Annotated in this window: 22 protein-coding genes and 1 tRNA gene; 15 read left to right on the top strand and 8 right to left on the bottom strand. The window is 40.6% G+C overall.

Annotated elements, in window-relative coordinates:
• Nucleotides 1-40 precede the first annotated feature (40 nt).
• The 4 genes from WAA15_RS11125 (at nucleotide 41) to WAA15_RS11110 (ending at nucleotide 2,769) form a co-directional block, all read left to right on the top strand.
• Nucleotides 41-619, top strand: a complete 579-nt coding sequence (locus WAA15_RS11125) for a thymidine kinase (protein ID WP_337042818.1) — start codon at nucleotides 41-43, stop codon at nucleotides 617-619.
• A 232-nt stretch (nucleotides 620-851) separates the two neighbouring features.
• A tRNA-Arg gene (locus tag WAA15_RS11120) sits at nucleotides 852-926 on the top strand.
• Between the two features lie 110 nt (nucleotides 927-1,036).
• Nucleotides 1,037-1,492: a LexA family protein gene (locus WAA15_RS11115; protein ID WP_337042817.1), complete on the top strand. Its 456-nt coding sequence runs from the start codon at nucleotides 1,037-1,039 to the stop codon at nucleotides 1,490-1,492.
• Nucleotides 1,493-1,494: 2 nt separating this feature from the next.
• Entirely contained in the window at nucleotides 1,495-2,769 is a 1,275-nt protein-coding gene (locus WAA15_RS11110) for a Y-family DNA polymerase (RefSeq protein ID WP_337042816.1), read from the top strand.
• Between the two features lie 70 nt (nucleotides 2,770-2,839).
• Here WAA15_RS11110 and WAA15_RS11105 read toward each other — a convergent pair whose 3' ends face one another.
• Both WAA15_RS11105 and WAA15_RS11100 read right to left on the bottom strand, forming a co-directional pair.
• Nucleotides 2,840-3,514 carry a hypothetical protein gene (locus tag WAA15_RS11105; RefSeq protein ID WP_337042815.1) on the bottom strand — a complete coding sequence of 225 codons (675 nt, stop codon included), beginning with the start codon at nucleotides 3,512-3,514 and terminating at the stop codon, nucleotides 2,840-2,842.
• An 80-nt stretch (nucleotides 3,515-3,594) separates the two neighbouring features.
• The gene (locus tag WAA15_RS11100) at nucleotides 3,595-4,308 is read right to left on the bottom strand and encodes a Crp/Fnr family transcriptional regulator (protein ID WP_337042814.1); all 714 of its coding nucleotides are present in this window, start codon (nucleotides 4,306-4,308) and stop codon (nucleotides 3,595-3,597) included.
• Between the two features lie 26 nt (nucleotides 4,309-4,334).
• On the opposite strand from WAA15_RS11100, the gene WAA15_RS11095 reads away from it, so the two are divergent.
• Genes WAA15_RS11095 through WAA15_RS11075 form a run of 5 tightly spaced genes read left to right on the top strand, consistent with a single transcriptional unit; the run spans nucleotide 4,335 to nucleotide 8,469 of the window.
• Nucleotides 4,335-5,747, top strand: coding sequence for a CotH kinase family protein (locus WAA15_RS11095; protein ID WP_337042813.1), 1,413 nt, complete (start codon nucleotides 4,335-4,337; stop codon nucleotides 5,745-5,747).
• A 51-nt stretch (nucleotides 5,748-5,798) separates the two neighbouring features.
• Complete coding sequence (locus tag WAA15_RS11090; RefSeq protein WP_337042812.1) at nucleotides 5,799-6,551, top strand: polyphosphate polymerase domain-containing protein; 753 nt, start codon at nucleotides 5,799-5,801, stop codon at nucleotides 6,549-6,551.
• Nucleotides 6,552-6,598: 47 nt separating this feature from the next.
• Nucleotides 6,599-7,267 carry a DUF4956 domain-containing protein gene (locus WAA15_RS11085; RefSeq protein WP_337042811.1) on the top strand — a complete coding sequence of 223 codons (669 nt, stop codon included), beginning with the start codon at nucleotides 6,599-6,601 and terminating at the stop codon, nucleotides 7,265-7,267.
• Nucleotides 7,221-7,961, top strand: coding sequence for a DUF2490 domain-containing protein (locus WAA15_RS11080; RefSeq protein ID WP_337042810.1), 741 nt, complete (start codon nucleotides 7,221-7,223; stop codon nucleotides 7,959-7,961). Before WAA15_RS11085 ends, WAA15_RS11080 begins: the two co-directional genes overlap by 47 nt.
• Nucleotides 7,954-8,469 (top strand): DinB family protein, encoded by a 516-nt coding sequence (locus WAA15_RS11075; protein ID WP_337042809.1) that lies wholly within the window; start codon nucleotides 7,954-7,956, stop codon nucleotides 8,467-8,469. Before WAA15_RS11080 ends, WAA15_RS11075 begins: the two co-directional genes overlap by 8 nt.
• 9 nt (nucleotides 8,470-8,478) lie before the next feature.
• On the opposite strand, the gene WAA15_RS11070 is transcribed toward WAA15_RS11075, so the two are convergent.
• Nucleotides 8,479-8,844, bottom strand: a complete 366-nt coding sequence (locus tag WAA15_RS11070; protein WP_337042808.1) for a DUF779 domain-containing protein — start codon at nucleotides 8,842-8,844, stop codon at nucleotides 8,479-8,481.
• A gap of 153 nt (nucleotides 8,845-8,997) precedes the next feature.
• Entirely contained in the window at nucleotides 8,998-10,521 is a 1,524-nt protein-coding gene (gene exaC, locus WAA15_RS11065) for an acetaldehyde dehydrogenase ExaC (protein ID WP_337042807.1), read from the bottom strand.
• A gap of 181 nt (nucleotides 10,522-10,702) precedes the next feature.
• On the opposite strand from exaC, the gene WAA15_RS11060 reads away from it, so the two are divergent.
• A complete protein-coding gene (locus WAA15_RS11060; RefSeq protein WP_337042806.1) occupies nucleotides 10,703-11,614 on the top strand; it encodes an AraC family transcriptional regulator in 912 nt (303 codons plus the stop codon).
• Between the two features lie 175 nt (nucleotides 11,615-11,789).
• Here WAA15_RS11060 and WAA15_RS11055 read toward each other — a convergent pair whose 3' ends face one another.
• From WAA15_RS11055 to WAA15_RS11045, 3 genes are all read right to left on the bottom strand, one after another.
• Entirely contained in the window at nucleotides 11,790-12,272 is a 483-nt protein-coding gene (locus tag WAA15_RS11055; protein WP_337042805.1) for a universal stress protein, read from the bottom strand.
• A gap of 108 nt (nucleotides 12,273-12,380) precedes the next feature.
• Nucleotides 12,381-13,757 carry a sensor histidine kinase gene (locus tag WAA15_RS11050; RefSeq protein ID WP_337042803.1) on the bottom strand — a complete coding sequence of 459 codons (1,377 nt, stop codon included), beginning with the start codon at nucleotides 13,755-13,757 and terminating at the stop codon, nucleotides 12,381-12,383.
• Nucleotides 13,754-14,449 carry a response regulator transcription factor gene (locus tag WAA15_RS11045; RefSeq protein ID WP_337042802.1) on the bottom strand — a complete coding sequence of 232 codons (696 nt, stop codon included), beginning with the start codon at nucleotides 14,447-14,449 and terminating at the stop codon, nucleotides 13,754-13,756. Before WAA15_RS11045 ends, WAA15_RS11050 begins: the two co-directional genes overlap by 4 nt.
• 309 nt (nucleotides 14,450-14,758) lie before the next feature.
• On the opposite strand from WAA15_RS11045, the gene WAA15_RS11040 reads away from it, so the two are divergent.
• Together WAA15_RS11040 and WAA15_RS11035 are read left to right on the top strand one after the other, a co-directional pair.
• Nucleotides 14,759-15,532, top strand: coding sequence for a hypothetical protein (locus tag WAA15_RS11040; RefSeq protein ID WP_337042801.1), 774 nt, complete (start codon nucleotides 14,759-14,761; stop codon nucleotides 15,530-15,532).
• A gap of 24 nt (nucleotides 15,533-15,556) precedes the next feature.
• The gene (locus WAA15_RS11035) at nucleotides 15,557-16,405 is read left to right on the top strand and encodes a hypothetical protein (protein WP_337042800.1); all 849 of its coding nucleotides are present in this window, start codon (nucleotides 15,557-15,559) and stop codon (nucleotides 16,403-16,405) included.
• Between the two features lie 79 nt (nucleotides 16,406-16,484).
• On the opposite strand, the gene WAA15_RS11030 is transcribed toward WAA15_RS11035, so the two are convergent.
• Entirely contained in the window at nucleotides 16,485-16,880 is a 396-nt protein-coding gene (locus WAA15_RS11030) for a hypothetical protein (RefSeq protein ID WP_337042799.1), read from the bottom strand.
• Between the two features lie 183 nt (nucleotides 16,881-17,063).
• Between WAA15_RS11030 and WAA15_RS11025 the strand changes: the two genes are divergently transcribed.
• From WAA15_RS11025 to WAA15_RS11015, 3 genes are all read left to right on the top strand, one after another.
• Nucleotides 17,064-17,261, top strand: a complete 198-nt coding sequence (locus WAA15_RS11025) for a hypothetical protein (protein ID WP_337042798.1) — start codon at nucleotides 17,064-17,066, stop codon at nucleotides 17,259-17,261.
• A gap of 149 nt (nucleotides 17,262-17,410) precedes the next feature.
• Entirely contained in the window at nucleotides 17,411-18,244 is an 834-nt protein-coding gene (locus WAA15_RS11020; RefSeq protein ID WP_337042797.1) for a UDP-2,3-diacylglucosamine diphosphatase, read from the top strand.
• Nucleotides 18,241-19,422, top strand: a complete 1,182-nt coding sequence (locus WAA15_RS11015) for a glycosyltransferase family protein (protein ID WP_337042796.1) — start codon at nucleotides 18,241-18,243, stop codon at nucleotides 19,420-19,422. Before WAA15_RS11020 ends, WAA15_RS11015 begins: the two co-directional genes overlap by 4 nt.
• Nucleotides 19,423-19,473: the final 51 nt, after the last annotated feature.

The raw sequence follows: 19,473 nt of genomic DNA, 5'->3' as shown, positions 1-19,473 counted from the left end.
TTTTGCCAGTTTTACTAAGAACGAAAAATTTCAGAAAATAATGTTTATTGAACCAAAAAGAGGTAGAGGGCAAGGCCATAAAACCGGTTGGGTGGAAGTTATTTGTGGGTCAATGTTTTCGGGTAAGACGGAAGAATTGATTCGGAGGTTGAACAGAGCCAAGATTGCTCAACAGCATGTAGAGATTTTTAAACCAGCCATTGATGTACGTTATCATGAGGCTGACATTGTTTCGCATAATCAGACTGCCATCCGCTCTACGCCGGTTAATACCTCGGCAGAAATTCTGCTCATGACCAGCGACTGCGAAGTAGTGGGCATTGATGAAGCACAGTTTTTTGATGAAGGACTAGTGGATATAGTAAACAAACTGGCCGAACAAGGTAAGCGAGTTATTATTGCAGGCTTAGACATGGACTCAAGAGGGGTACCTTTTGGGCCAATGCCTTTTTTAATGGCTATTGCTGAATATGTTACCAAAGTACATGCAATTTGTGTGGTATGTGGCGATATTGCCCATTATTCTTACCGGAAAGTAGCCGACGGACAACAGGTTTTGCTGGGGGAATCGGATAGTTATGAAGCACGTTGCCGGCGATGTTATCATTTAAACGCTTAATTTGTTCCGATTGCATTTCATCTAACAAAAGATTTTATAACTTTGTGGCCGGAATAGTAAACTAATGGCTTAAGTAAGAAAGATGCCTCGTTTATGTTCTGCTGATAAAAGTTTGAATCCCTTCGGGAACACAATAATACCAAGTTCTCGTAGTTCAATGGATAGAATGCGATGGTCGCCCCGTCAGATTCCGGTTCTGATGATGCACCAACAGCATAAAAGTTAATACCAAGTTCCCGTAGTTCAATGGATAGAATGTCAGATTCCGGTTCTGATGATGGGGGTTCGAATCCCTTCGGGAACACCATTCTTTTTTTCTCCTCTTAATACTGTAAGACTAAATTGCTTTTGCTGACTTGTTGAGAATACTATCGATTTATTAGAATTCCATTTTGTTAATTTAGACTTATAAATCCAATGAATCCCCTTATTGACAGGAGGGAAGAATATCCGCATGGGTTATTCTGCCTCGACACACACGCGCCTTTACAGCATAACCCTCTTTATATCCATACCGTTCAGGCGGGGTTTCCTTCTCCTGCCGAAGACTACACAGAGGCGGCAATTGACCTTAACAAATTTTTAATTGATAAGCCCTCTTCAACATTTTTTGTACGCGTAAAAGGCTTGTCAATGATTCATGCGGGCATTATGGATAACGCGCTACTGGTAATTGACCGAAGCAAGAAACCGACTGATGGGAAAATTGTACTGGCAGTTATAAATGGAGAATTTACCGTAAAGTTTTTTCAACGCATGAACGAAAAAATTCTGCTGAAACCTGCCAACGATGCGTTTAAAGATATTGAAATTACCCCTGACATGAGTTTTTCTGTGTGGGGTGTTGTTACTTACATTATCAATGAAGCATAAATATGTTTGGCATCATTGATTGCAACAACTTCTATACTTCGTGCGAGCGGTTGTTTGCGCCGAGCCTAGCCCAAAGCCCTGTGGTGGTGCTAAGCAACAACGATGGCTGTGTTATTGCCCGTTCGGAAGAAGCTAAAACAATGGGTATTAAAATGGGGATTCCTGCTCATGAAATTGAAGAAATCATCCATAAAAATCAGGTGTATGTTTTTTCAAGTAACTATGCCCTGTATGGAGATATATCTAACCGTGTAATGGATGTTGTCAGAGAGTTGGTACCATCAATTGAGATTTATTCAATTGATGAAGCCTTCATTGACCTGTCAGATATGCCCTACCACGATATAGAAGCATTTTGTTATGGCATAAAAGACACAATTTTGCAGTATATAGGCATACCTATTTCTATTGGCGTAGCCAGAACTAAAACACTGGCTAAAGTAGCTAATCGATTTGCAAAAAAACACCTACGCGACAAAGGCATTTGTGTGCTTGACAACCCTGTTGATATTCAGATTGCACTGGAAGCCACTAAAGTAGAAGACATTTGGGGAGTAGGTTCTAAATATGCCCGAATGCTCTATGAACTCAGTATTACTAATGCGCTTCAGTTTTCGTTGCTTAATCCGAACTGGATAAAAAAGAAAATGACTATACACGGGCTTCGTGTGCTTCGGGAATTAAACGAATTTCCTTGTCTTGGTCTTGAGGCACAAGTAAACTCAAAAAAAACTATTCTTACTAGCAGAAGTTTTGGCAAATCATTAAAAGACCCGAAAATTATTAGTGAAGCTATTGCAACTTTTGCCGCCCGTTGTGGCGAGAAACTCCGTAAGCAAAAAAGTAGGGCTAATCTGTTAAATGTTTTTCTTAGTACCAATCGCTATGCCAATGAGCCACAATACCATATTTCAAGGACTATCGATATATCTCCCTCTACAAATAACACCTCCGATTTGATAGCGGCGGCCCTACGCCTTTTTGACATGATATTTAAAGCCGGCTTCAATTATAAAAAATGCGGGGTAATAGTACACGGCATAGTACCTGAAGAATTTGTGCAGACCAACCTCTTTTTTGATATCAAAGAAAAAGTAAACAAAAAAAATGCGGAAGTAATGAAACGCATGGACGATTACAACAAAAAAGCTGGCCGAGATACCATCAGGCTGGCAGCTATGGGCTTCGGGCGGGAATGGAAACTACGACACGAACACAAGTCGCCCCGTTATACAACAGTTATCAGAGAAGTACTGACTATAAACATGGATAAATAAAGACAAAGTCCGCTTGAATATTTCAGTTCAGAACTACTCAGCAAACAGTAAATTTTGTTGCCTGAGTAGTTTACTCATTCATTAATTGCCTGATGGTAGCCAGATGCGCCAGTAGCACAACAGGCACAATACAGCAAGGTAGCCAGATGAACGGAAAATAGAAAATGCCTACATTGGGTTGTTCAAAAGCAAATTGCTGCAAAGGCGACGGAGCCGATAAAATAGCCGTTGAAACAATATTTGCCAGTAATATCAGGCAAACGAAGTTCCACATGAGCATGATTCCGGTACCGATACTCTTTCTTACAAAAGCCAGGTAATAAATAAGGGGGGCTGTAAGGCCCGAAAAAATATCAAAGTTTTGTCCTTCAAAAGTCATGAGTTCGGGTACTTTTTTGTACTGATATAGCCACAACAACACTATTTCTACCGGAATCCTTACCAGATGTAGTAATGTTAATGCCTTCAGGTCGAGTCCATCAATAAACTTTCTTCCTCTGGAGCTAACAAACAAGAACAGTATCAGTAAAGCAGGTGGCAATACAGCTAGTAAAAAACGTGGTGGCAGCACATTTGTTACGGTATAAAAACCACTGAAGCTAATACCTGCCTGCACCACAAGCCATAGTATTAACAATACCCATATACGGGTGGTGTACGCTTGTGCCGACCTGATAAACAGGTAAATAGCCAGAAAAGTACTTAAACCCATTACAAGAGGAATATAAAATGGCAGATGTTCCATAATAGTAGAGTGGTTGTTTTTGATGCAAAGAAAAAGCTTTAAGCTGAAATAACTCTTGTCATTTGACAAGTTCTGACTATTTAGCTACGATGTCGGGCATACTCTTTTCTGATACGGCTCAAAGAAGTATCCGTTACTCCAATAAAAGAGGCTATCATTTTTAAAGGTGCTTTCTGAAAAATCAGCGGGTTCGATTCCATCAGTTTAGCATAGCGTACTTCGGCTGTTTCCTGCAACATCGACAACATTCGTTGCTTTAGTTGTGCATAAGAGTTTACCAGAATTAACCTTCCGAACTCCCTGAAATAAGACATCCCATGAAAGGCGAGTTGCAGTTCATCAAAAGTAATATACCAGCCTTTGGTATCGGTCAAAGCCTGAATATTTTCCTGCGCTGGTATCCGTTTAAAAAACGACGACAACTCACAAACTATCTGGTTGGGCGAATAAAAAGCCGTGGTAACATCGTTCCCGTGGTGGTCGTGGGTATATGCCCGCACATAACCCTCTTCCAGAAAATAATACATCTGGCACACACGCCCTTCTTCGAGCAGGTACTCGTTTTTCTGAAATACTCTGGGCTTAAAATACTGCACAACCGAGTGCCGTTGCTCTTCCGACATCGGGTAAATGCTTTGTATAAACTCGTAAATTTTATGTTTCCCGTCCGACATTTTTACAGGTTTATTACTAATAAATGATTGGCAATTTAAGGAAGATTCGCCCAAAACTCCCACTAAAACCCCTGCAAAGTTTTTATAAGCAACCCACCTGAGAGTTTTCGCGTCTATCACGACAAACACCTTTACTCACACCAATTATGAAAATTCGCCGATTCGTCTCATCTGCTATTCTTACTGTTTTATGGCTTGCCTCTTGTAAATCTAATCAGGAGAATGTTACGCCTGCTGCCTCAACTAACCCAGACTGGACAGAAGAGTCACATAGCAATAAGGTATCGCCCAGTTATAGCGTGGTTTTCCCGCAAAATACGGTTAACAGCCTCGAAATTACCCTCAGAAAAACTCAATGGGATAGTATCAGAACCGACATGAAAGCAAAATACGGTAGTGATTTTGGTGTTGGTGGTGGCACAGGGCCAGGGGCAGGTGGTGGCGCGGGAGGCGGAGCAGGCGGCGGTGTTTTTAGTTCAGAAGAACCTAATTATTTTGCCGTTACGCTGAAGTTCAATGGCAAAACATGGACAAACGCAGGCTTTCGTCTCAAAGGTAATTCCAGCCTTTCGTCAATCTGGCGGTCGGGTATTTACAAGCTCCCTTTCCGGCTGAATATGGATGAGTTTGAAGACCAGTTTCCGGCCATAAAAAATCAGCGGCTTTATGGTTTTCAGGAATTATCGATGTCACCAGCTTATAACGATAACTCTCTGATGCGGGAAAAACTAGCGGCAGATATTTTCCGTGAAGCGGGTGTTCCGGCTGCGCAAACTGCTTTTTATAAAGTATACATCGATTTTGGCGAAGGCAAAAAGTACTGTGGTGTTTACACAATGGTAGAAGTAATAGACGACACCATGGTGAAAAACCAGTTTACTGAAGACACCGAAGCCAAAGGGAATATTTATAAGCCGGAATCGACTTTGCAGAGCTTTCAGGAAAACCAGTTTGAAAAGAAAAACAATAAAACCGAAGCCGATTACACCGACGTAAAAGCCTTTATTACGGCCCTTAACGCCAGTAACCGCTTGTCGGATGCTGCAACATGGCGGGCCTCACTTGAAAAAACCTTTAATGTTGACCATTACCTGCGTTATCTGGCTGTTAATAATACCATTGTTAACTGGGACAGCTACGGAGCAATGGCACATAACTATTATTTATATCATTCTCCGACCCGACAACTCATCTGGATTCCGTGGGACCACAACGAATCTATGAAAACCAGCAGTGGAGGTAGAAGTGCCGTTTCGTTGTCTATGACAGAGGTAAAACAAAACTGGCCTTTATTGAGGTATGTTGCCGATGACCCCGTTTATTATGCCAGATATAAACAATACGTAAAGGAATTTACCGAAAAAGTATTTACTCCCGAAAAAATGGGTACACTTTTTGAAAAGTATTATACCCTGATTTCGCCCTATGTAAACGGTACAGAAACCGAACAAAAGCCTTACTCGAACCTGACCAGTACCAACACTTTTGTAAGTGAGCTAGCCAGCCTTAAAACACATGTCTCGACACGGAATCAGGTGGTAGCAACCTTTTTGAAATAACAAAAAGTTTATGTAAAATTGACAGATAATTAACAGAGCTATTACACCATTATGATTGATTTACAGCAATTTGAAGGCATATCGCTTGCAGAAATGGAAGCCGTAAAACTGCTTAATCGGGTAGATAGCAAGTATATCTTTCATAAAAATACCCTGCCTGAGATTCTGAAAGAGCTAAGCCCTTACTATTCAGTGCTGGAAATTAACCAGAAACGCACCCACAGTTATGAATCTCTTTACTTTGATACCGACGATTACCAGTTGTATTACCAGCACCACAACGGCAAACCGAATCGGCTAAAAGTGCGATATCGCAGGTATTCTGACACCGGACTGGTATTTTTTGAGGTAAAAAAGAAAATCAGCAATAGCCGGACAATAAAGTATCGGGAAGAACGCGTAAGCCTAAACAAACAGTTACAGAGTATCGATTATCAGCTATTCAATAGTTTTTTACAAACATCCGAACGCCTGCAAGACCAACTCTGGATTTATTTTGACCGCATTACCCTCGTCAGGAAAGACCTTGCCGAACGCCTGACACTCGACCTGAATCTGGTTTTTCAGAAGGGCAATGCCCGAAAATTCAATAATGGGCTGGTAGTGGCAGAAATCAAACAGGATAAAGGCTCTGTTTTTAGTCCGGTGGTGCAAAGTTTCAGGAAAAGACACATTGCCCAATCTAACTTCAGTAAATATTCGGTTGGGATAGCTACCCTCGAAAAAGTAAAAACGAACTCTTTTAAACCTGTTTTATTAAAATTGGGCAAAATAATTCAGGAACCAGACACCCCTACTTGTTGAATTATCAGACAACCATCATTTAACCCAAACACACTCTATTACTCATTATGGAAGAACTGGAAGGCAGCTCGAATGCCATCAATCAATTTTTAGGCGATAACATAGTTATAGAATTCGGAGCAAGGTTTCTGCTAAACCTGCTGGTTATCCTGATTCTGGTACGTGGCATCTACTATAACCGATACAAGAATAAAGACTTTGTTTTTACTTTCTTTTTATTCAACATTGTTAATTTTCTGCTTTGCTTCCTGCTAAGCACAACCAAGCTAAAAATGGGTTTTGCCTTTGGTTTGTTTGCTATTTTTTCAATTATCCGCTACCGGACAGTTACTGTACCTGTGCGCGAAATGGGCTATTTTTTTGTTTGTGTAGCCATAGGCATTATTAATGCCCTTACTCCACTAAATATGAGTCATTATGAGTTACTAATGGCCGACGTACTGCTGGTAGGGTTAACATTTGGCTTAGAACATGGCCTGAATATTAAACACGAAAATTTCAAGGAAATACGCTACGAAAAAGTAGAACTGGTAAGCCCTGACCGTCGGGAAGAAATGATTGAGGACTTAAGAAAACGCATAGGTTTGCCTATTCATCGGGTTGAAATTCTGAATATCGATTTCTTGCGTGATGTGGCCCGTATTCATGCCTTTTATTATTCAGATGAAAATGAAACCAAAAGTGCTGCCTACGGAGGAGGAGAAAGCGATGATTAAGCAACTATTGGTAGCTTTGTTTATGTATTTGCTCGTTGTTCAAGCCATAGCTCAGAATAAATCGACTCAGGATTTTCAGACGTGGTATGATACCGAGCTTAAACTTAACCTTAAAAAAGGCTGGGAACTCAAGGGGCAGTACAGGGTACGGTTCAACGAGAACGCTTCTCATTACAAAGGCTCTTATTTTTTTCTGGCAGGCGAGAAGAAAATCAACAAATACCTGAAAGTAGTAGCTAATTACAGACTGGCATTAGTTGAGGACAATAATTACCATCGTTTTCTGATTGGGCTTCAAGGGCAACTTAAAGTCAATGATTTTACTTTTTTCACCCGCCCTATGATACAAAATCAGAAGAAATATTTTGTTGGCGACGATGAAAACCTTACAGACACAGACACCCACTTGCGTTTAAGAACAGGCGTAAAATACCAGATTAGCAAACATTGGGATACCTATGTGTATGCAGAACCTTTTATTCCGATTAAGCAGGGTAAAACCCCTGAAATCAGGTTCTGGCAAAATGCTGCGGGTTTGTCTTACGAATATATGAAAAACAAAAAAGCAACTTTGTATTATATTTGGCAGCCCGAAGTAAACCAGAAACACCCTCATACAAATCATATCGTAGGTCTTAGCCTTGACTTCGAGGTGAAACCTTACAAGAAGAAGAAAAAAAAGAAAAATGCCTGATTCAACAAAATTAGAAGTATGGTTAAGAGGTACTTTGCCTGATGTTCCGCCTCTTTTACAACCTATTGCCCACGCATTACTGCAAGCACAGGAAGAAGTGCATACACTTATGGCTGATTTCCCTGATACTCTTTTGTGGGAACGGCCAGCCGGTGTAGCTTCTGTGGCTTTTCATTTACAACACCTTACTGGCGTGCTCGACAGGCTTTTTACTTATGCACAGGGCAAAGCATTAACTACGCAACAGTTAGGTAGCCTTGCTGCCGAAGGCAAACCAGACGAAACCCTTACAGTACAAGCACTTATAAAAGCATTTGACGCACAGGTAGCACAGTCGTTGGCAATATTAAAAAATACCGATGAAAACACCTTAACTCAGGCCAGAGAGGTTGGTCGGGCCAAGTTACCGTCTACCGTTGTAGGCTTACTTACGCATTCAGCAGAGCATACTACCCGTCATTTGGGGCAATTGTTGGTTACGGTCAGGGTTTTAAGTTCGGCCAAATAACAAACTCTGTTAACTCGGCTGGTACTCTTCGGGAGTGAGTAGCCGTGATTTTATTATGAACCGTACGCCCAGCGGAATTTCTAAAGAAAAACTGGCTCCTCTGCCCTGCACCACATCTAGGGTAAGGTGTGTATGTTTCCAGTATTCGAACTGGTCTTTCGACATATAAAACGGACAACCAGCCACATAGCCTAGTAGCACATCGTTATCGTCGAGATACATCTCGTCTTTCTGAAAGCACATAGGGGCCGAACCGTCGCAGCACCCACCGCTTTGGTGAAATATGAGTTTACCGAAGTCTTTTTTAAGTTTTTCAACCAGTTCGGTAGCCTGAGGGGTTATGGAAACTCTTTGTGCAGAAGCCATAGTTTTCATAAAAAAGGAAGGTTGTCTGAAATATTGGCAGAATATAGCTGGCATGTAGCAATGCTGGCAGCTTGGCCCGTAAACATGTGCCACGATTAAACCATTCCGAGCCAGCTACCAGCTATTCGTTAAAATTCCAGAACAACCATTCCGGTATATTTTTTAGAAGAATCCTAATTTATTTTTGTCATAAGAAATCAACATATTTTTGGTCTGACGATAATGCCCTAGCATCATTTTGTGTGTCTCACGGCCAATACCTGATTTCTTGTAACCTCCGAATGGTGCGTGCGCCGGATACGCGTGATAGCAATTTACCCATACCCTACCCGCTTTTATACCTCTGGCAACTTTGTATGCCTGATGCGTATCACGCGTCCAGACTCCGGCACCCAACCCATACAGCGTATCATTAGCAATAGCCAGTGCTTCTGCTTCATCTTTGAAGGTAGCAACACACACTACTGGCCCGAAAATTTCTTCCTGAAATATTCTCATTTTATTATTGCCTTTAAAAATAGTTGGCTGTATGTAATAGCCTCCCTCTAGGCCCTCGTTATAAGCTGTACCACCTCCTGTTAATACTTCGGCTCCTTCTTCGCGCCCGATTTCGATATAATTCAGGATTTTTTCATACTGGTCGTTCGATGCCTGCGCGCCCATCATGGTGGTTGGGTCAAGCGGATGCCCCAGTTTAATAGCTTTTGTACGCTCAACTACTCGTTCAATAAAGGCATCGTAAATACTTTCTTCGACTAATATTCTTGATGGGCAGGTACATACTTCACCCTGATTGAGAGCAAACATAACGGCTCCTTCCAGACATTTATCAAAAAACTCGTCGTCGGCATCCATAATGCTTTTGAAGAAAATATTAGGCGATTTCCCCCCAAGCTCAAGTGTTACCGGAATAATGTTTTTTGAAGCGTATTGCATAATAAGCTGGCCTGTGGTGGTTTCGCCGGTAAAAGCAATTTTATTAATACGTGGGCTTGATGCCAGTGGTTTTCCGGCCTCAATACCAAAACCATTTAATACGTTTAATACGCCGGCAGGTAGTAGGTCCTGAATGAGTTCCATTAATACCAGAATACCCACAGGTGTTTGTTCGGCTGGCTTCAATACTACGCAATTGCCTGCTGCCAAAGCCGGAGCCAGTTTCCATGCTGCCATTAATAACGGGAAGTTCCACGGAATAATCTGCCCTACTACACCTAGAGGCTCCAGAATATTCATTGAAACTGTGTTGGCATCAAGCTCGCTTACCGAGCCTTCTTCGGCTCTGATAACGCCTGCAAAATACCTGAAGTGGTCAATAGCCAACGGTAAATCGGCTGCCATTGTTTCTCTTACGGGCTTGCCGTTGTCCCAAGTTTCAACCTTTGCCAATACCTCAAGGTTTTTCTCCATTACATCGGCTATTTTCAATAAAATATTGCTTCTTTCAGCAGCAGAGGTGTTGTTCCAGTGCGGAGCGGCTGCCCATGCGGCATCCAGTGCTTTTTCGATGTCTTCTTCTGTTGAGCGAGCTACCGAGGTAAAAACTTTTCCATCAACTGGCGAAACCGTTTCAAAATACTGGCCTCTTACCGGAGGAGTCCATTTACCACCAATAAAGTTTTCATATTGATTTTTAAATTTAGGAGCAGCTATATGTGTCCGTTCTTTTTCTAGCAATTCTGACATAGTTTTGGTCGTTTAATAGTATAAGAGATAAATCTTATGCAAAACTATCTTGGTAAATTCATATTTATTTTACCTTTTCTCTTAAAAAGATGAACAATCCTATCATTATGAAAAAGTATATTTTTTTACAATTATTTATATTATATATTTGAATAGTGATATTTAAAACAATCGACAGGCTATGGAATTAACTGATTCGTTCTTAAAGAGCAGACGCATCGAGACCCTGATAGAGAATAGGTCAACTTTTACGTTGAACCATACCGAATTAAGTATCTTTGAAACGCACCAACGTGCCGAAAACGTGTATCTTAAGTTCTCGGACCCCGTACTAGCCAGTATGATAATGGGCAAGAAAATTATGCACCTGAATCAGCACATGGATTTTGACTTCCTGCCCGGAGAATCGGTCATTCTGCCATCTGACGAAGTTATGTGTATTGATTTCCCGGAGGCTAGCCTCAAAACCCCTACCAAATGCCTTGCCATGGCATTTGAGCAGGAAAGGCTCGATAAAGTGATTAATAACCTGAACGAAATCAGGCCAAAAATTGATAATCAGGAATGGAGGTTTACCAATAGTAATTTTCATTTTACGAACGATATTGCCATCCAGCATATTCTGCAACGACTTGTGTTTATATTTACTGAACAGCATCCTTCAAAAGATATTTTTGCTGATTTAATGATTCAGGAATTAATCATTCGGATTGTTCAGACAGAAACCAAAGCTATTTATGCTAAAAATGCAGCCAAACTCGCTACCAATAACCGCATTGCGCATGTAGTAAATTATATCAAAGAAAATATACGGGAACAAATTCAGGTAGAACAACTATGCAAAATTGCCTGCATGAGCGAGTCTAATTTTTATCGGGTTTTTAAAGATGAACTGGGTATTTCGCCTATCGAGTTTATCATCGAAGAACGCATAAAACTTGCCTCCAGCCTATTGAAAAACCCTGAGTTCAGAATCAAAGATGTTTATTTTGAAAGTGGATTTAATAGCCTGTCTTATTTTAATCGTATGTTTAAGAAAAAATTCAAGGTTTCGCCCAGCGAATACAAAAATCAGGTAGCGGTGGTACGTTAGTTAACAGGTTCGGTTCAGGATGTTGCGCTATTAGCAACACCCCTAATCCGACAATTTTGCTTAGTTATATCTGTTTCTTGCAGGCATTTTTAAAAGCTGCTTGGTTCAGAAATAGAGTCTTGGGCTGATAACCTTCTTGCAGGTAAGCCAGAAAAATGCTTATCTATGATACTGTTTAGTAATTAAACAGGTATTCGAGCTGGTCTTTTTCTGAAGAAAAATCCTGATTATGCGCCCAGTCAATTTCTTGGTAAGGCAAATTACTGTATCGGATGATAGTCACAATATCAAAAGTTTTTTTGGTAACCTTTAGGCGATACGTTTTAGGGACAAATATCTCATCTACTTCATTATTTTCTACGAATCGAATCAAAGCCCTTTTGGTCTGGTTATGCAACAACCGGATTTCGAGTTCGGTAATCTGAAACTCAAAGCGATTTTTGAGTACCTCTAACGCCGACATAAACTCTTTGGTCATGAGGGCATTTATTTTATTTTCAGGACGATAAAAAAGCAACTCAGTAATTGAATCGTCAAGAAACTCAGCATATAGCAGAATCACTTTGTTAGGTCCGCCATCGCTGTTTTCGAGCGCATACTTCAGCGTATTCAGAGACGCCACGCGAAAGTCGATAGGAATTAATATAGTTTTTTGCATACCTGTTTGTGAATAATTATTAGGCAGCAAAATTCTATCATGCACATTAGCAGAAACTAAGAATCAGATTAGAATGCTATTAGAAAGATTAAATTCAGATTAGAAAACTTATTTATTGAATTTAGCTAACGGGAAAGTCATCTGTACGGTAGTGCCACTATTCACATTTGATGATACCTGTAAGATGCCATTATGTAGTTTAATTATATTACGTGCCAGCGGCAAACCTATGCCGTATCCTTCAAAGAAACGTGTATTGGAAGCCCTGAAAAACGGGTCATAAATAAACTGCAATTCGTTGTCGGGTATACCAATGCCTTGGTCTTTGATAAAAATTACGAGTTGCTCCTGACTTGACCCTATATGTACCGACACAGGTTTGTTATGCGAGTATTTACAGGCATTGTTCAGGATATTGGCCAGTGCCAGATTAAGCATTTGCTTGTTACCATTAATTTTCAGTTTTTTGGGGTCTTCCGGCAAGAGGCTTAAGTCTACCATGATTTTGTTTCCCGGATTCAGGCGGTCAATGAGGGCCTTAACCTCCCATAGCATTTCGTCCATGCGCACAATTTCAAATACAATTTTATTGCCTTTGTAACCTGTTTGAGCCAGAAAGAGTAACGATTTTGTTATCTGATTCAGACGCTCGGCTTGTTGCAGAATATTTTGCAAAACAAGCTGGTATTCTTGGGGTTTTCGTTCTTTAATAAGGGCAACGTCGGCCTCGCCAATAATGGCCGTTAAAGGAGTTGCCAATTCGTGCGAGGCATTACTAATAAAGTTCTTCTGGGTCTCAAAGGCGGTTTCCATCCGGTTTAACAAATCGTTAAAGGTGGTGGCCAGTTCGCTTATCTCGTTATTGTTGTCGGTTTCGTTTAGCCGAAGGTGAATATTTTCAGTACTGATTTGCTTGACCTTGTTTATAATTTCGCGAATGGGGTCAAAGAAATGTCTTGAAAACTTAATTGACAGGTATACCGTAATCATAACTGTTAACACCAAACCCCAGAAGAGTGTATTGCGCAGAAAAATAAGGTGGTGCGATACAAACCTGTTATTAGCCGACACTATTACCAGATACGTAGCCTGCTGGTGTTGCACCTTAACGCCTCCATAAAAACTGCTGCCTTGCTGGTAACGTGCCTTACTGTTTTTTAATAACGATTTCAATAAAGACAAGGGCAGGTCGTTCTTTTCGGCTATTTGCGGTAGAGAATCAACCGAATTTACTTTTATGATGTATTCGCGTTCTGCTTCTAGCCTTTCAAGGTGTTGCTCTCTTATCCTCTTAAAAGCCTCGGCGTTGGCGGTATCTATTTTCAGGTTATACTTGGCCCCTATGGCGGCTCTGGTTTCGAGCCTTTTGTAAAAATCGATGTATGAGTATTCGTTCAGAAACAGATACACTCCTATGCCAAACAATAACAGAATGGCAAAGTTGAATATCACTAACGATAACGCTATTTTGGTTTGAGTTTTCATCCTTCTTTCAGCACGTAACCCATACCTATTACCGTATGAATCAGTTTTTGTTTATGGTCTGAATCAAGTTTTTTTCGTAGATAATTAATGTATACATCTACTACATTGGTTCCTAAATCGAAGTTAATATCCCAGGCACTTTCGAGTAAATCGAGCCGCGACAATACCTTTCCTCTATTCTTCATAAGTGTTAAAAGCAAGCGATATTCGGTGGCTGTTAGCGAAATGGTAGTTCCGGCGCGTTCTACGGTTTTGGCATCATCGTTAATTCTGAGGTCGGCAATGCTATAAATTGTCTGGGGTAAATCGCCGGAAGTAGCAGCACTTTTTACCGACCGCCGCAACAATGCCTTAATTCTGGCACTTAGTTCAATAAATTTGAAAGGTTTTACGAGGTAATCATCGGCTCCGGTATTTAAGCCGAGAGCTATGTTTTCGGAAGTTCCTAGTGCGGTCAGAAACAAGATAGGTACCTGAATATCTTGTTCACGTAGTTCACGGCAAATATCAAGGCCGTTTTTATCAGGCAGCATGATGTCCAGCACAATTAGGTCGAACTCGTTAGCCAAAGCCATAGCAATGCCGGTTTCACCATTCAATGCTACCGAAACCTCATAGTTTTCTTCGTTTAACCCACTTTTTATAAAGCTAACTACGCTGATTTCGTCTTCTACCAAAAGTATTTTTTTCATAGGCTAGTGTGGTGCTTAAATTATGATGGATTCTGAAAGGGCAGATACATTTTACAAATATAATAAATAATCAATTCTTTATTTCATAGCCCTGTATGATATAGGCGTTAGTTCGTAGGCCCGTTTTACTTTATGTTGTGTGCTGTTGAGCAAACCCCTATGTTTTACATAAACCCGTACTAGGTTTATGCAACTTGGCAAACAGGCATTATTAGCACCACAACCATATTTTGCTAGTCGATACCGAATTAAGGCTTTTTTGATTAAATTTGGATCGTATTTGCTTACTATTTAAAATAAATAATTACCATGAGAACTTTTTTCCTCACAATGTTTTGGGGTATACTAAGTATCGCCTGTTTTTCTACATCTTTTGCACAGAGCGTTACTATTGACCCCAACACTAATGCTACTGGCATCATAGATGCCAGTTCGACCACCAAAGGCTTTCTGATGCCTCGTATGTCAGAAATACAACGTAATGCTATTACCGGTTTGCTTGCAGGCACACAGGTTTATTGTACCAATTGCGCGGCAGGTATAGGGGCCTATGCTTACAATGGCTCTGTTTGGGTGCCTATGTTTAATACCAGTAGCATAATGTATGCTGTTGGCCAAGCCAAACAAGGCGGTATTGTTTTTTATGTGGATGACTCGGGCCAGCATGGGCTAGTTGTAGCTACAATTGACTGTGCCTCAGGAACTACCTTTAAATGGATAAGTGCGAGCAATATTAATACTAATGCTGTCAGGTCGGGGGTCTACGGCGGGCAATACAATACTGAATTAATTAATGAGATTCAGGGGAGTGGCTCATCGGCGGCTATGGCTGCGGCTCAGTTTACCGACGGTACTTATGGCGACTGGTACCTACCTTCTAAAGGCGAACTTGCCATTATGTATCAGCAACGGGCCAATATTGGCATGGGAAGTGTTACCAATACCTATTGGAGCTCAACAGAAGTACCTGTCAGTTTTGATTCTGTTTCTGAAACAGCCATCACCGTGAATTTCAGCGGAGGCGCACAAACTACTTCTGCTAAAAGTAATACTTTTAAAGTAAGGGCTATCAGACGATTTTAATTCATTTTATACAAAGATACTCACATGAAAAACAGATATACTTTTTTATTGCTGGCAGTTGTTTTAGTTGCTGGTTTATATCCAAATATAGCATCGGGACAAGCCACTCGTACATGGGTTTCGGGTGTAGGTGATGATGCCAACCCGTGTAGCCGTACAGCACCCTGTAAAACTTTTGCGGGGGCTATTTCCAAGACAGCCGCCAAAGGCGAAATTTCGGTATTAGACCCGGGCGGTTATGGGGCCGTTACCATTACTAAATCTATTACGATTAATGGCGATGGCACATTGGCAGGTGTTTTAGGGGCTGGTGTGAACGGTATTATTATAAACGCTGCTGCCGATGATATAGTCATAATCCGAAGCATATCTATTAATGGCGGCGGTTCCGGGCTTAATGGAATAAAATATATTGCTGGAGGTCAGGTAAATGTCGAGAACTGCACTATTAACGGAATAGCTGCCGGAGGCAGCGGTATTTTGGTAGACCACTCGGCAAAAGCCTTGCTTACTGTAAGAAATACCACTATTACAGGGCCTTTAAATACAATGAATGGCATTAGCATTAAAACCAGTTCGGCTACTGATACTGCCAAGGCTTTTATTGAAAACTCGAATATTCAGGGATTAGCCACCGCTATTACCGCCCGCGACAGAGCCATTATTAATCTCAACAATTGTGTTGTGTCAAATAATTATAAAGCCCTGTATACCGAAGTAAGTACCTCGCTTATTCGGGTGTCAAACACAAGTGTATACAACAATACCATAGGTGTTGATACAGGCTTGGGTAAAATTGTTTCTTTTGGCAATAATCAGGTGGCCGGAAACCTCCAGAGTGCCCCCATGACAAGCGTTATGTCATCTCAATAGGCAAAGCATCATGCCTAAAAAATGGGGTCTGGCTACAATAGCCAGACCCCATTTTTTATAGTACCTGATAATATAAATATCAGAGAGACTTCATTTTTTTAGCCACATAAGTATGTAACTGGTTAATTTGCTTAATGGCTGCTTTTTTATCTTCTTTCAATAGTGAATCATAAATTGGCTGAATTTGCGCTTTCGCTTCTTTTTCTGAACTCAGGCTTGTGAGTGTTATTTCTAACTGATACAGTAAGCCGTTTATCTGTACATTATCTGCATCCATTAGTATAGCCGCTCTTAGCTGGCTTACATGCTTTTCAAAATCAACGCTATTTTCATATTCCGTTGCTTTCTCGACGTTGTAGTTTTGGGTTGCAAAACTTTCTTCGGGTATGCCATTAAAAGCATAGTAACAAACAATGAGCATAAAAACGACGATTGATAAAAAATTCTGGAGGTAAGTCTGACGAGCTATAACCATTTGTAAATTGTATATTTTATAACAAAATACCTGATTTAATATTAAATAGAGTTTATGAGAATATTAAGAAAAAATAAACTTTGGTATTCATGCCTACAACGGCAATCGGCTCTGAGTTTGCAGTTTCTTAATATTGGCACAATATTGTGTTTAAATTCTAACCCGAACTTTGTAGCGTTAAAAATGAAGAACATGAAAAAAATACCATATAATTTTAATCAACTGCATTGGAAATACAATGCCCGTATAACGAATGGTTTTAGTGAAGAACGTATTTACGAAGACGATGATAATTTTTTTGAAGAGGCCTTTGAGGGAGATGAGTTTGATGAAGCCTATGAGGATGAAATCTCGATTAAAGAAATGAAACTGGCCGCTTAAGAGAGGCTAATAGAGCATATTTATATAGTTTGTTTAGGTTAATTGATTGAAGATAGCAGAGGGATTTTCCTTCTGCTTTATTTTTTTCTTTACATTTTCGTAACATCCTCTTAATCAATACTTTATAAAGATTATAGAAATTTGTCGATATGAACAAACACAAACATTTCCGTACGATAGTGCTTTCTGACCTCCACTTAGGAACAAGTGGAAGTAAAGCAAAAGAAGTTACCGAGTTTCTGAAACAGTATCGCTGTGAACGCCTGATTCTGAATGGAGATATTATTGATGGCTGGCAATTAAAAAAATATGGTAACTGGAAGAAAAAACACACGGCTTTTTTCAGGGTTGTGTTGAAAATGATGGACAAGCATGATACCAAAGTGATTTACCTGCGTGGGAATCATGATGATTTTCTTGACCAGATTCTTCCGTTAGTGGTTGGCCGCCAATTCCAGATTCGTAGAGATTATATATTGAAATCGGGCGATAGGAAGTTCTACGTAACTCACGGAGATGTGTTTGATAGCATTACTACCAATATGAAATGGCTGGCACACCTGGGTGACCTCGGCTATACATTCTTGCTATGGCTTAACAAGAACTACAATAAATACCGCGAATGGCGAGGCTTGCCCTATTACTCGTTGTCGCAACAGGTAAAGCAAGCCGTTAAAATAGCGGTTAATTATGTAACAGATTTTGAAGAGAAACTGGCCGAACTAGCCAAAGCTAAAAACTGCGATGGCATTATTTGTGGGCATATACACCAACCCGCTATTCGTGAAATTGATGGGGTGTTGTACCTTAACTCTGGCGATTGGGTAGAGACGATGTCGGCCCTTGTAGAAGATTTTGAAGGGAACTGGAGTCTGGTTTATTACTCTGTTAGTGATTTTCAGCATTCGGAAGACCCTGAAGAAGATAAATCAGAAATTAAGGAAGACCGCTTTGTTTTACCAAGAATTGCCGCCACGCTATGAAATTTCTGTTGATTGTACAAGGAGAAGGGCGCGGGCATTTAACACAGGCAATTGCGCTTACTGAAATACTCGAAAATAACGGCCACACAGTAGCCGGAGCATTAGTAGGCACTACTGACGGCCAGAAAGCCCCCGCGTTTTTTGCTGAAAACTTCAGAAATGCGATTTTTCCGTTTGCCAGCCCTTATCTGGCTTATAATAAAAAGACCAAAGCCCTTGATATACCCCGAACGCTTATAAATACCCTAATGGGGCTTGGAAAATATGTAAGCAGCCTGAAAAAAATACAATCACATATTGAATCAATTAACCCCGACATAATTATTAATTTCTATGATGTTTTAGGCGGGCTTCATCAAGGGATTTTCCGCCCTAAAGCACCTATGATTTGTATTGCACACCAATATTTATTGCTTCATCACAATTTTCAACACCCAAAAAACCATTGGCTCGACAAGCTGCTGGTAAATACCAATACCCGCATAACAGCTTTAGGCGCAGCCAGAAAATTAGCTCTTTCGTTCACGCCTTTCGATAACGACGAAAAGCAGAGAATTTTTACGATTCCCCCGCTACTACGTTCCGAAATCTCACGGCTTAGTACTGAATCTGACAATTACCTGCTTGCTTATGTAACTCAGTATTCATTAGCCGAACAACTGATACAATGGCATGAACAAAACCCCGATGTAAGTATCCATTGTTTCTGGGACAACCCCATGTATACGGATACTTACATTTATTCACCCAAGTTACACTTCCATAAAATTAACGGGCAGCATTTTTTACAAATGATGCAAAACTGCCGTGGGCTTGTAAGCACAGCAGGCTTTGAGTCTATCTGCGAAGCCATGTACATGGGTAAACCCACATTTATGGTGCCTGTACCTAAACATTATGAGCAAGCATGTAATGCACTGGATGCCCAACGAGCAGGTGCGGGCATTACAGCCACTAGCTTTGACCTGACCAACTTTATTAATTACTTACCTAACCACAAAGACATAAGCCCCGATTTCAGGGCGTGGCATAGCCGTGGCGCATTTATTTTTCTGAGAGAAATAGAAGATACGTTATCGGAGCTAAACAAAAGCAACAAGGCTCAGCATACTGTCCGCCGGCGTGACCTCGTGCCAGCTTTTGTCAGACGCTTTGCACTCTCTATTACAAAAGGTTAGCAGATATTATATTTATCAATTACAAAAAAAGAGGCTTACGCCTCTTTTTTT

Origin of the sequence: Emticicia sp. 17c (assembly GCF_037153985.1) — a bacterium.
GTDB lineage: Bacteria > Bacteroidota > Bacteroidia > Cytophagales > Spirosomataceae > Emticicia.
The sequence above is the reverse complement of the archived record's forward strand: the minus strand, read 5'-3'. Positions and strand labels throughout refer to the sequence as shown.